The 12,219-nt window shown below is 69.6% G+C and carries 8 protein-coding genes and 1 pseudogene; 4 read left to right on the top strand and 5 right to left on the bottom strand.

The genetic code is table 11. The features are described 5' to 3' along the window. Positions 1 to 496: 496 nt before the first annotated feature. The 5 genes from ACSMTC_RS18695 to dnaK form a co-directional block, all read right to left on the bottom strand. Complete coding sequence (locus ACSMTC_RS18695; RefSeq protein WP_436560840.1) at positions 497 to 1,519, bottom strand: hypothetical protein; 1,023 nt, start codon at positions 1,517 to 1,519, stop codon at positions 497 to 499. A 198-nt stretch (positions 1,520 to 1,717) separates the two neighbouring features. Continuing rightward, complete coding sequence (locus ACSMTC_RS18690) at positions 1,718 to 2,239, bottom strand: heat shock protein transcriptional repressor HspR (RefSeq protein ID WP_436560839.1); 522 nt, start codon at positions 2,237 to 2,239, stop codon at positions 1,718 to 1,720. Between the two features lie 4 nt (positions 2,240 to 2,243). Next, positions 2,244 to 3,389, bottom strand: a complete 1,146-nt coding sequence (gene dnaJ / locus ACSMTC_RS18685) for a molecular chaperone DnaJ (RefSeq protein WP_436560838.1) — start codon at positions 3,387 to 3,389, stop codon at positions 2,244 to 2,246. 114 nt (positions 3,390 to 3,503) lie between these two features. After that, on the bottom strand, positions 3,504 to 4,112 hold the full coding sequence (gene grpE, locus ACSMTC_RS18680; protein ID WP_436560837.1) for a nucleotide exchange factor GrpE: 609 nt from the start codon (positions 4,110 to 4,112) through the stop codon (positions 3,504 to 3,506). Further along, positions 4,109 to 5,950 carry a molecular chaperone DnaK gene (gene dnaK / locus ACSMTC_RS18675; protein WP_436560836.1) on the bottom strand — a complete coding sequence of 614 codons (1,842 nt, stop codon included), beginning with the start codon at positions 5,948 to 5,950 and terminating at the stop codon, positions 4,109 to 4,111. The genes grpE and dnaK overlap by 4 nt, the downstream gene beginning before the upstream one ends. A 293-nt stretch (positions 5,951 to 6,243) precedes the next feature. Here dnaK and ACSMTC_RS18670 point away from each other — a divergent pair, with 293 nt between their 5' ends. The 4 genes and pseudogenes from ACSMTC_RS18670 to ACSMTC_RS18655 all read left to right on the top strand — a co-directional run bounded on the left by ACSMTC_RS18670 (position 6,244) and on the right by ACSMTC_RS18655 (position 12,175). Continuing rightward, positions 6,244 to 8,463 (top strand): heterodisulfide reductase-related iron-sulfur binding cluster, encoded by a 2,220-nt coding sequence (locus tag ACSMTC_RS18670; RefSeq protein ID WP_436560835.1) that lies wholly within the window; start codon positions 6,244 to 6,246, stop codon positions 8,461 to 8,463. A 310-nt stretch (positions 8,464 to 8,773) separates the two neighbouring features. Next, positions 8,774 to 9,838: pseudogene (gene manB, locus ACSMTC_RS18665) on the top strand (mannose-1-phosphate guanylyltransferase); the annotation flags it as partial. A gap of 281 nt (positions 9,839 to 10,119) precedes the next feature. Next, positions 10,120 to 11,109, top strand: a complete 990-nt coding sequence (locus ACSMTC_RS18660; RefSeq protein WP_436560834.1) for a Yip1 family protein — start codon at positions 10,120 to 10,122, stop codon at positions 11,107 to 11,109. Between the two features lie 172 nt (positions 11,110 to 11,281). Beyond that, positions 11,282 to 12,175, top strand: a complete 894-nt coding sequence (locus ACSMTC_RS18655) for an alanyl-tRNA editing protein (protein WP_436560833.1) — start codon at positions 11,282 to 11,284, stop codon at positions 12,173 to 12,175. Positions 12,176 to 12,219: the final 44 nt, after the last annotated feature.

Raw genomic sequence — 12,219 nt, 5'->3', positions numbered from 1 at the left:
TCTCGCCCCCGTACAGTGGCGATTCCGACCGATTGGACGGTGCACTGATCGTCTCGGTGAGGGCGGTCTCGCGTCCACTGGCACCCGGTGTCATCTCCCTGCCAGGCAGCGAGATGACACATCCCGTGTACTGCTGGCCAGCCGTTGGGGCTGCAAAAGTTACATCCGATGCATAAGGTATGGACCGCCGCTGTCAGCTGACGGTTCGTGGGTAACCGCGAGTGTCGGCCGACTTGGCGGAACCAATATGGTGAAGTCGGCAATTACATTTGAAGGGAAGTGGTCCCCGTGCTCAAGGCGCGCCGTCTCGCGACCTCAGTCATACTCGCCGGGGTGACCGTTCTGCTCGGCGTTGCACCGGCGCACGCCACTGACGTCATCTGGACCCGATCCGTGGTCAGCACGCATCAGACGCCACCGGCTGCTGCTGCTCCGAGCCTGGCTGCTCTTCAGGCGTCCCCGGCTGCCGATGTGATCTGGACCTGACGGATTCTGGTCACTCCACGACGTCGTCTTCGAAATGCGGAAGGCTGCGATGGCTCTCCGCCATCTTCCAGCCGAGCTGAAACAGAGTCTCGGCGTCGTGTTCCTCGCGTAGTTCGGCGATGTGGCGTGCCAGGGTCCGCTCGCTGAGTCCCAGGCTGCGGGCAATGACGCGATGGCCCACCCCCTGAAGCATCATGCGGATGATGTTCGCCCGGAGACGGGAGACCACTTCAGGGGGTACGTCGTTTCCGCCCAGAAACGGTATCGCCCGTTCCCAGAAGCCATCGAATTGGTTGACCAGGTACGCCACAACAGCCTCGTCCTGAACCACCGCGGCCCGTTCGGTGTCGCCGTCGAAGGGAATGACAGCGATCAGTCGGTCCACGACTATCAGGCGGGTAAAAGGCTCGCCCAGAGTGCGTACCTGGCCGCCCACGCTGGTCATCGCCGCGACGTACTCCCTCGTCGGGGCCGAGTAGCGGGTGCTGGGCTGGTAGATCGTCCGGCGTGAGACGCCGCGGCGGAGCATGTTGACGTCCAGTTCGATCGCGGCCGCCGCCGGGAAGGACCGCGCGCCTCCGCCGGGCTGCGCGCTGAGAACCTCCTTGCAGCTGCCCTCCATCAGCTCGGCGAGCCGCCGGTTGATCTCGGTCTTGCCCTGGATGTGCTCGACGGGGCCGCCGGCCTGGGAGACCGTTCCCAGGTGGCCGTACGCCTGGCTCAGCTCGTGCAGTTCGGTCGGCAGTGCCGAGGCGCGGGTGAGCAGTTCGAGGGCGCGGCGCTGCAGGGTCGCGGTCAGCCCGGCCGTGATCTGCTTCGGGTCGACGGCGACGAGCACCCCGGGGTCGTCCATGTCCGGTACGAGGAGCCCGACTTCGACCAGTTCGCGCAGGTGCCCGTCGTCACCGTCCCCCAGGGTGGCCGGGACGAGCCTCCCGTTGGAGCGGACGGCCGACTTGTACAGGGCCCGTGCTTCGGCGGACAGCGCACCAAGCCCGGTCGATGTGAGACCGGGATCCTCAGCCCCACCCATCCGTCGCTCCTCGCTGTCGGCCGAACTGGTATGCCCAGTGAGCTGTCTCCGCAGATCCTAGGCACTGGCTTCACCTGGCAGCCGCCGGACTCGACGCGCGAGCGCGGCCGCCTGGGATCGCACTCTCTCACCACAACGAGTTCGTCGGCACCCCCCAAGAGGAAGGGGTGCCGACGACTGCAGGCTCTGCGGGCTGTTCTACCGCTTCGGCCGCCACACCACCAGGGCGCTGGACTGCTGGACCTGCTGGTACGGGACGAGGTCGCGGCGGTAGGAGGCGTGGACGGCGGCCTCGCGCTGCTGGAGGGTGGTGGCGGCGTCCTCCAGGGAGCCGACCAGCTCGGCGATGCGGGACTGCAGGGCGCTGACCTGGTTCTCCAGCTCGATGATGCGCTTGATGCCGGCCAGGTTGATGCCCTCGTCCTGGGAGAGGCGCTGGACGTCGCGCAGCTGCTGGATGTCGCGGGCGGAGTAGCGCCGGCCGCGGCCCGCGGTCCGGTCGGGGCAGACCAGGCCGAGGCGGTCGTACTGGCGCAGGGTCTGCGGGTGCAGGCCGGAGAGCTCGGCGGCCACCGAGATCACGTAGACCGGGGTGTCCTCGGTCAGCTGGTACGGATTGGCGCGGGCCGAGGAGGTCCGGCCCGGGCGGGGACCGCCGGGGAGCCCCTCCCCGAGACCCGGGCCGATCGCGTTGCCGGTGCCGGTCTGGTCCTGGTTCATCTGGTCACGCTCCCTCCGCCGCCTTGAAGAGGGCGGCACGCGGGTCGTCCGAGGCGGTGGCCTCGCGATAGTGCTCCAGTGCGCTCAGTGCGTCGCCGGTGATGTTCTTGGGGACCACGACCTCCACGGTGACCAGCAGGTCGCCGCGGGTGCCGTCCTTGCGGGTGGCGCCCTTGCCGCGGGCCCGCATGGTGAGGCCGTTCGAGCTGCCCGGGGGCAGCTTGAGCTTCACCGAGGGACCGTTCAGCGTCGGCACCTCGATGGTGCCGCCGAGCGCGGCCTCGGGGAAGCTGACCGGGACCGTCACGGTGAGGTTGTCGCCCTTGCGGCCGAAGACCGGGTGCGAGTCCACGTGGACCGTGACGTAGAGGTCGCCGGGCTGGCCGCCGCGCTCGCCCTGGGCGCCCTTGCCCTTGAGCCGGATGCGCTGGGCGTCCTGCACCCCGGCGGGGATCCGGACCTGCATGGTGCGGGCCGAGCTGGCGCGGCCGCTGCCGTGGCAGACGGTGCACGGGTCGTCGACCAGCATGCCGCGGCCCTTGCAGTCCCGGCAGGGCTCGGAGAGCGCGAAGGCGCCCTGGCCCCGGCTGACGGTGCCCGCGCCGACGCAGGTCGGGCAGACCCTGGGCGTGGTGCCGGTCTTGGCACCGGTGCCGGAACAGGAGCGGCACGCGGCCTGGCTGGTCATCCGGAGCGGGACGGTGGCGCCGTCCACGGCCTCCTCGAAGCTGAGCGTCACCTCGGTCTCGACGTCGGCGCCCCGGCGCGGCTGGGCCTGCCGGCCGCCGGTGCGGTTGAACAGTCCGCCGAAGACGTCGCCGATGCCGCCGCCGCCCTGCGAGCCGCTGAACAGGTCGCCGAAGTCGAAGTTGTAGCTGCCGCCGCCGGCCCCGCCGCCGCGGAAGCCGCCCGCGCCGAACAGCGACCTGGCCTCGTCGTACTCCTTGCGGCGCTTCTCGTCCGAGAGGACGTCGTACGCCTCGGAGATGTCCTTGAAGCGCTCCTCGGCCTTGGCGTCACCCTTGTTGGCGTCGGGGTGGAACTCCCGGGCCAGCTTGCGGTAGGTCTTCTTGATTTCGGCGGCGGTGGCGTCCTTGGGCACGCCGAGGACCTTGTAGTAGTCCTTCTCCACGTAGTCCTTGGTGCTCATGGCTGCCGCCACCTCCCAGGCCGGAACATAAAACGGTCAGTGCTCGCGGATACGGCGCTGCGGAGCCGTCCGTCGCAACGATGGACGACGTACGACTCCGCAGCGCACAGGGTGTCAGCTTTCGGCCGCACCGTCACCCTTGTCGGACTCCGACTTCTCGGAGGCCTCCGGGGCGGAGGTGCTCTGGCTGCCCGGCTGGGGCTCGGCCACCGCGACCATGGCCGGGCGGATGATCCGCTCGCCGATGCGGTAGCCGGGCTGCAGGATCTGCACGCAGGTGTCCTCGGTGACGTCCGAGGAGTAGCTGTGCATCAGCGCCTCGTGCATGGTCGGGTCGAAGGGCTCGCCCTCCTTGCCGAACTGCTGCAGGCCCAGCTTGGCGACGACGGTCTCCAGCGAGTCGGCGACCGACTTGAAACCGCCCGTCACCTCGCCGTGCTCACGGGCCCGGCCGATGTCGTCCAGTACCGGGATCAGGGTCTCCAGGATGTTGGAGACCGCGATCTCGCGGACCGTCAGCCGGTCGCGCTCGACCCGCTTGCGGTAGTTCTGGTACTCGGCCTGGAGGCGCTGCAGGTCGGCCGTCCGCTCGGAGGCCTCGCGCTTGGCAGTGGTGAGCTCGTCGGCGGAGGCGTCCGCGACGGCCTCCTCGGCGGCCTTGAGAACGGCCTCCTCGGCGGCGGAGTCGTCGCCGGGCTTGCCGCCCTGCGGCTTCTCCGTCATGCCGCACCGCCCTTGGGCTTGTCCTCGTCGACGATCTCGGCGTCGACGACGTCGTCGTCCTTGTGGGCGCCGGCGGTGGCACCGCCGGCCGCGGCACCGGCGGCCTCGTTCTGCGCGTAGAGGGCCTGGCCCAGCTTCTGCGCGGTGGTGGAGACCTTCTCGGTGGCCTCGCGGATCGCCGCGATGTCCTCGCCCTTGAGCTTCTCCTTCAGCTCGGCGATCGCGGTCTCGACCTCGGTCTTGACCTCGGCCGGGAGCTTCTCGGCGTTGTCGGCGATGAACTTCTCGGTCGAGTAGACGAGCTGCTCGCCCTGGTTGCGGGTCTCGACGGCCTCGCGGCGCTTGGTGTCCTCCTCCGCGTACTGCTCGGCCTCGCGGCGCATCCGGTCGACCTCGTCCTTCGGCAGCGAGGAGCCGCCGGTGACGGTCATCTTCTGCTCCTTGCCGGTGCCGAGGTCCTTCGCGGCCACGTGCATGATGCCGTTGGCGTCGATGTCGAAGGTGACCTCGATCTGCGGCAGGCCGCGCGGGGCCGGCGGCAGGCCGGTCAGCTCGAACATGCCGAGCTTCTTGTTGTAGGCCGCGATCTCGCGCTCACCCTGGTAGACCTGGATCTGCACGGACGGCTGGTTGTCCTCGGCCGTGGTGAAGATCTCCGACCGCTTGGTCGGGATGGTGGTGTTGCGCTCGATCAGCTTGGTCATGATGCCGCCCTTGGTCTCGATACCGAGGGACAGCGGGGTGACGTCCAGCAGCAGGACGTCCTTGACCTCACCCTTGAGGACACCGGCCTGCAGCGAGGCGCCGATGGCGACGACCTCGTCCGGGTTGACGCCCTTGTTGGCCTCCTTGCCGCCGGTCAGCTCCTTGACCAGCTCGGAGACGGCCGGCATACGGGTGGAGCCACCGACCAGGACCACGTGGTCGATCTCGGACAGCTGGATGCCGGCGTCCTTGATGACGTTGTGGAACGGAACCTTGCAGCGCTCCAGCAGGTCCGCGGTCAGCTGCTGGAACTGGGCCCGGGTGAGCTTCTCGTCCAGGTGCAGCGGGCCCTCGGCGGAGGCCGTGATGTAGGGCAGGTTGATCGAGGTCTCGGAGGACGAGGACAGCTCGATCTTGGCCTTCTCGGCAGCCTCGCGCAGACGCTGCAGGGCCATCTTGTCCTTGGACAGGTCGACACCGTGGCCGGCCTGGAAGGTCTTCACCAGGTGGTCGACGACCCGCTGGTCCCAGTCGTCACCACCGAGGTGGTTGTCACCGTTGGTGGCCTTCACCTCGACGACGCCGTCGCCGATCTCCAGCAGGGAGACGTCGAAGGTGCCACCACCGAGGTCGAAGACCAGGATGGTCTGGTCGTCCTTGTCCAGGCCGTAGGCCAGGGCGGCGGCGGTCGGCTCGTTGACGATGCGCAGGACGTTCAGGCCCGCGATCTCGCCGGCCTCCTTGGTGGCCTGGCGCTCGGAGTCGTTGAAGTACGCCGGGACGGTGATGACGGCGTCGGTGACGGTCTCGCCCAGGTAGGCCTCGGCGTCGCGCTTCAGCTTCTGCAGGATGAAGGCGGAGATCTGCTGGGGGTTGAAGTCCTTGCCGTCCAGGTTGATCTTCCAGTCGGTGCCCATGTGGCGCTTGACCGACCGGATGGTGCGGTCGACGTTGGTGACCGCCTGACGCTTGGCGACCTCGCCGACCAGAACCTCGCCGTTCTTTGCGAAGGCGACGACGGACGGCGTGGTCCGGGCACCCTCGGCGTTGGTGATGACGGTGGGCTCACCGCCCTCCAGGACGCTGACGACCGAGTTAGTCGTACCGAGGTCGATGCCGACCGCACGTGCCATCGTGGATACCTCCGACGAGAAGTTGAGCTTTACGGGCTCAAGCATGCACGAGGGGCGCGAGCGAGTCAACAGCCCTGAGTCGTGGCGGCTCAAGTTTGCTGCGCGGGCGATCCACCCCGTCCCTTTTTCGCTCGAATGGGTGAGTATGGCCTTACGTGACTGCCGCCATACCTTGAGCACCTTCTGGATCGGTGCTAATGGGCGATAAGGTCCGCCCGGTGGGTGGTTAAGTTACCCACGAGTACACTTGACGGACCTATACCCTCACCGCCGCTGGAGTACGGAGAAGCCGGATGCAGCTAGCAGCGATCCTCATCTCACTGGGCACGACCGTGGTTGGCGTGGCGCTGTTCGCTCGTGCCATCGCGCAGATCTACCGGTTCGTCCGGCTCGGCCAGCCCGTACCGGCCGGGTCGCGGATCAACGACCCGGTGGCCCGCACGGTGACCCTGATCCGGGAGTTCCTCGGGCACAGCCGGATGAACAAGTGGGGCATCGTCGGTATCGCCCACTGGTGCGTCGCCGTCGGCTTCTACGCGCTGATCCTCACCCTGGTCGGCGCGTTCGGCCAGCTCTTCGACCCGGACTTCGAGGTCCCGATCGTCGGTGACTGGACGCCGTACCTGGTGTTCCAGGAGCTGCTCGGCCTGGTGACCTTCCTCGGCATCGCGGTGCTGACCGTGATCCGCCAGCTGAGCCTGCCGAACAAGCCGGGCCGCAAGTCCCGCTTCGCCGGCTCGAACATGGGCTTCGCGTACTTCATCGAGGCGGTCATCCTGATCATCGGTGCGGCGATCCTGACCCTGCGCGGCCTGGAGGGCGCGCAGCTCGGGGTCGACCACTACTCGCCCGCGTACGTGGTCTCGTACCCGCTGGTGAAGGCGTTCTCCGGGCTGAGTGTCGGCACCCTGCACAACCTGCTCTGGCTGACCGCGATGATCAAGATCTCGGTCTCCTTCATCTGGATGATCACGGTCTCGCTCAACACCGACATGGGTGTCGCCTGGCACCGCTTCCTGGGCTTCCCCAACATCTGGTTCAAGCGGAACGCCGACGGCGCCGTGGCGCTCGGCGCGCTGCAGCCGATGACCAGCGGCGGCCAGCCGATCGACTTCGAGGACCCGGCCGAGGACGCGGTCTTCGGCGTCTCCCAGGTCGAGCACTTCTCCTGGAAGGGCATCCTCGACTTCTCCACCTGCACCGAGTGCGGCCGCTGCCAGTCGCAGTGCCCGGCCTGGAACACCGGCAAGCCGCTCTCGCCCAAGCTGCTGATCATGTCGCTGCGCGACCACGCCTTCGCCAAGGCGCCCTACCTGCTGGCCGGCGGCGGCAAGAGCATGGAGGGCGAGGAGAAGGGCACCGCCGAGCAGCTGGCCGGCGTCCCGGCGGCGGCTCTCGCCGAGGCCGAGCGCCCGCTGGTCGGCACCGCCGAGGAGAACGGCGTCATCGACCCGGACGTGCTCTGGTCCTGCACCACCTGCGGCGCCTGCGTCGAGCAGTGCCCGGTGGACATCGAGCACATCGACCACATCGTCGACATGCGCCGCTACCAGGTGATGATCGAGTCCTCGTTCCCGACCGAGGCCGGGACGATGCTCAAGAACCTGGAGAACAAGGGCAACCCGTGGGGCATGGCCACCAAGGCGCGCCTGGACTGGGTCAAGGAGCTCAAGAAGGACACCGGCATCGAGGTGCCGGTCATCGGCCAGGACATCGAGCCCGCCGAGGTCGAGTACCTGTACTGGGTCGGCTGCGCCGGCGCCCTGGAGGACCGGGCCAAGAAGACCACCAAGGCCTTCGCGGAGCTGCTGCACACCGCGGGCGTCAAGTTCGCGATCCTCGGCAAGGAGGAGTCGTGCACCGGTGACTCCGCCCGCCGCCTGGGCAACGAGTTCCTGTTCCAGATGCTCGGCGCGCAGAACGTCGAGACGCTGAACGCGGCCCTGGAGGACGCCCCGGTCAAGCGGATCGTCGCCACCTGCCCGCACTGCTTCAACACCATCGCCAACGAGTACCCGCAGCTGGGCGGCCACTTCGAGGTGATCCACCACACCCAGCTGCTGCAGCACCTGATCGACGAGGGCAAGCTGGTCCCGGTCAACCCGGTCGAGGGTCTGATCACCTACCACGACCCCTGCTACCTGGGCCGCCACAACAAGGTCTACAGCCCGCCGCGCGAGATCATGGACAAGGTCCCCGGTCTGCGCCAGCAGGAGATGCACCGCCACAAGGAGCGCGGCTTCTGCTGCGGCGCCGGTGGTGCCCGGATGTGGATGGAGGAGCGGATCGGCAAGCGGATCAACACCGAGCGCGTGGACGAGGCGCTGTCGCTCAACCCGGACATCGTCTCCACCGCCTGCCCGTTCTGCCTGGTGATGCTCTCCGACTCGGTCAACGGCAAGAAGAACGAAGGCGCCGCCAAGGAGCACCTGAAGGTGGTCGACGTGGCCCAGCTGCTGCTCGACTCGGTGAAGGCCCAGCCCGCGCCGGATCCGCAGCCGGCCGAGGTCTGACCTGCGGTTTAGCCGTCGGCGTTCCGGCCCCCACCCCGTTCCGGGGCGGGGGCCGGAACCATTCCGGCCGCTTCGTTTCTTCGACGATCGTTAATGTTCGTTTAAGCGCCCGGTCGATCGTCCGTGGGGTTCTTCAATGATTCAGTGATAAGGATCAAGCAGCCGTTGGAACGTGCCTGCTTTGGAAGGAAATACAGTAGGCGCTTACGGGCCCGCTACGGGCTTCCGAACAACGGCAACGGCCGGCAGAACGGCCGGGTCGTCGTACCGGGACGGCCATCACACCGGAACAAGGGGAGAAGCGCGGACCATGACCGAGGCGATCATGCTGGTCGGTGGTAAGGGCACACGACTGCGCCCGCTGACCACCCACACTCCCAAGCCGATGCTCCCCGTCGCCGGAGTGCCCTTCATCGCCCACCAGCTGGCCCGTGCCGCCGCGGCCGGGGTGACCCGGGTCGTGCTGGCCACCTCGTACCTGGCCGAGGTCTTCGTCGACCACTTCAAGGACGGCAGCCCGTACGGCATCGAGCTGGTCTACCTCACCGAGAAGGAGCCGCTCGGCACCGGCGGGGCGATCCGCAACGCCGCCTCCGGCCTCACCTGCGGCCCCGACGAGCCGGTGCTCGTCTTCAACGGCGACATCCTCTCCGGTGTGGACATCGCCGCCCTGCGCGACGGCCACGTGGCCGCCGGGGCCGATGTCACCCTGCACCTCACCCGGGTCGAGGACCCGCGCGCCTTCGGCCTGGTGCCGACCGACGGGAACGGGCGGGTGCTGGAGTTCCTGGAGAAGCCCGAGACCCCCGAGCAGATCGTCACCGACCAGATCAACGCCGGGTGCTACGTCTTCACCCGATCGGTGATCGACCGGATCCCGACCGGCCGCGAGGTCTCCGTCGAGCGCGAGACCTTCCCCGAACTGCTGTCCACCGGCGCCCTGCTGCGCGGTGTGGTCGACACCTCGTACTGGCTCGACCTGGGCACCCCCGCGGCCTTCGTCCAGGGCTCGGCCGATCTGGTGCTCGGCAAGGTCGACTCCCCGGCGGTGCCGGGACCGACCGGTGAGGCCCTGCTGCTGCCCGACGCCGACGTCCACCCGGGCGCGGTGCTCAGCTGCGGCACGGTGGTCTCCGAGGGCGCGGTGATCGAGTCCGGTGCGATCGTCGAGGGCAGCGTGATCCTGCCCGGCGCGGTGATCGCCGAGGACGCCCTGGTCAAGGACTCCATCGTCGGTGCCTACGCGACGATCGGGGCCCGTACGGCACTCGACGGGGCCGTGATCGGCGACGGCGCGATCGTGGAGTCCGACAACGAACTGCCGAACGGCATCCGGATCGCCTGCGGCACCCTGCTGCCGGTCGGCGCGGTCCGCACCACGGCGGGCCCCGGCGGCTGCCCGGCCGGCGAGACCCCGGCGGCCGTGGTGCACGCGCCTGCGGTCGGCGTGCAGCGCTAGCCGGTTCCTCGGCTGGTCCGGATCCTGCCCGGACCGGGGCTCCACGGTCGGCGCTTCGGTGCACGGATGCGTACGGGTCCGTGCACCGGATCCGGCCGGGCCTGGAGCGCGCACCGGCGTGTCACAGCGGTGCTGCAATCTCCCCCGACCTGTTGATCAACCGACGCCGGGTCAGCGTCAGCGGGTAACGTCGATGCGTGGCTGGCAACGGATACGACAACGGACAGGGCGCCGCAGACCCCCGGCAGGGCTGGGCGACGGCACCCGGTGGGTCTGCGCGTGCGCACGCGGGGCAGTACGGGGGCGGGCAGCAGGACGAGCCGCCGTACGCGTCCGGGCAGCCCGAGTTCTTCACCGGCCCGAACGAGGCGTACCCGGGCGGGGCCGGGGCGTACGGAAGCGGTGCACCGCAGGGGGACGAGCCAGGCCACACCCGGGCGTTCCCCGTCGGCGAGCCGCCCTACCCGTACGGTGAGCCGCCGTACCAGCAGCCGCACGGGCAGCAGGGCTACCCGGACCAGGGCCAGAACCAGGGCTACGGTCCCGGGTACGGCCCGGAGTACGACGAACCGCAGGGCTACCCCGCGCAGGACAACGTCACGGTCTACCGGGCCGGCGGCCAGTCCGGGCCGCACCTCGGCGGCCCGCGACTGACCTGGAAGCAGCTGCTCGCCGGCATGTACCGGGAGCCGTCCGCGACCTTCGACCGGATGCGGGACCACCAGGTGTGGCTGCCCGCGCTCTCGGTCTCGCTGATCTACGGCGTGCTCGCCGTGCTCGGTATCGGCGCCACCCACAACGACGTGGTCGACTCCACCTTCTCGGTGGCGCTCTGGGCGATCGTCGCGGCGGCGGTCGGGTTCACCCTGGCGGGCGGCATGCTCGGTGCGGTGACCTACGGGCTCGCCCGGCAGCTCGGCGGCGACGGGCCCTGGCAGTCGACCATCGGTCTGGCCGTACTGATCGGCTGGACCACCGACGCGCCCCGCCTGCTGTTCGCGCTCTTCCTGCCCGCGAGCAACCCCGTGGTGCAGGTGCTGGGGTGGGCGACCTGGCTGCTCTGTGCCTTCCTGCTGACCACCATGGTGCGCCGCCTGCACGACCTGCCCTGGGGCAAGGCGGCGGGTGCGGCGGCGCTGCAGCTGGTGGCGCTGCTGGTGCTGATCAAGCTGCCGACGCTGGGCTGAGCCGGGGGCGCGGCCGCTGAGGCCGCGGCTGCTCGACTCGCGGCTGCCGAGGGTGGGCCGGGGCCGGGCACACCGTGGACGGGGACCTGGCCGGGGCTAGGGTGGGGGCTGCCCAGCTTCCTCCGTTCATCCCATCCCTCCGCACCCGTCCCGCCGTCCACGGAGCCATCGAATGACCCTCCTCCCCACCACCCACGTCAGCTTCCCGGCCGGGGAGGTGAGCGGTGAGTCGCCCGTGCTCGCCGTGCACGCGCTGGCCGACGGCCGGTACGCCGTGGTCACCGAGGCGACCCCGTTCCACCCGCTCGACCACACCTGGCCCGACCAGCCCGCCGACCTCGGCGAACTCACCGTCGGCGGCGTCACGTACCCGGTGGTGGACTGCCTGACCGGTGCCGTCGGCCCCGACGGCGGCGAGCTGCTGGTCGGCGCCGACATCCCGGTGCGGCGGGGCGACGAGGAGTGGTCCTGGCTGGTGCTGCACGTGGTCGCGACCGAGCCCGCAGGTGCGGTCGGCCAGGTCGCCGAGCTGCGCGTGGACGCCGGGCGCCGGGCGCTGCTCTCCGCCGCCCACAGCGGCTGCCACCTGCTCGCCCTCGCCCTGAACGCCGCCCTCGCTCCGCGCTGGCGCAAGGACCCGGGCCGCGCGGACGCCTTCGGCAACCCCGACTTCGACAGCCTCGCCATGGCTTCCTCGGTGATGGACACCGAGGCCAGCACGGACACCTACCGGCTCGGCAAGTCACTGCGCAAGAAGGGCTTCACGACGGAGGCCACCGAGGAGTACCCGGCGCTGGCCGACGCCCTCCCCGCACTCACCGAGGCCGTCAACGTCCAGCTCGCGGCCTGGGTCGAGGCCGACGCCGAGGTCAGGATCGAGGTGCCGGGGCCCGAGCTGACCGCCCGCCGCCGCTGGCACTGCGAGCTCCCGGACGGCCCCGCCGAGATCTTCTGCGGTGGCACCCATCTGCACCACCTCGGCGAACTGGCCGAGCTGCGCACCGAGTTGCTGCTCTCCGAGGACGGCAGCGAGCTGGTCGCGGTCACCCGTCCCAAGCGGGCCTGACGCTTGAAGCGGGCCTGTCCTCCGGAGCGGGCCCGACGCCCGAA

It is taken from the genome of Kitasatospora sp. HPM-01-4 (genome assembly GCF_051374625.1).
Classification (GTDB): domain Bacteria; phylum Actinomycetota; class Actinomycetes; order Streptomycetales; family Streptomycetaceae; genus Kitasatospora.
The sequence above is the reverse complement of the archived record's forward strand: the minus strand, read 5'-3'. Positions and strand labels throughout refer to the sequence as shown.

Coding starts and splice junctions, on each gene's coding strand:
- ACSMTC_RS18695 (WP_436560840.1), bottom strand. CDS start 1,519: ATGGGTGGGGCTGAGGATCCCGGTCTCACATCGACCGGGCTTGGTGCG.
- ACSMTC_RS18690 (WP_436560839.1), bottom strand. CDS start 2,239: ATGAACCAGGACCAGACCGGCACCGGCAACGCGATCGGCCCGGGTCTC.
- dnaJ (WP_436560838.1), bottom strand. CDS start 3,389: ATGAGCACCAAGGACTACGTGGAGAAGGACTACTACAAGGTCCTCGGC.
- grpE (WP_436560837.1), bottom strand. CDS start 4,112: ATGACGGAGAAGCCGCAGGGCGGCAAGCCCGGCGACGACTCCGCCGCC.
- dnaK (WP_436560836.1), bottom strand. CDS start 5,950: ATGGCACGTGCGGTCGGCATCGACCTCGGTACGACTAACTCGGTCGTC.
- ACSMTC_RS18670 (WP_436560835.1), top strand. CDS start 6,244: ATGCAGCTAGCAGCGATCCTCATCTCACTGGGCACGACCGTGGTTGGC.
- ACSMTC_RS18655 (WP_436560833.1), top strand. CDS start 11,282: ATGACCCTCCTCCCCACCACCCACGTCAGCTTCCCGGCCGGGGAGGTG.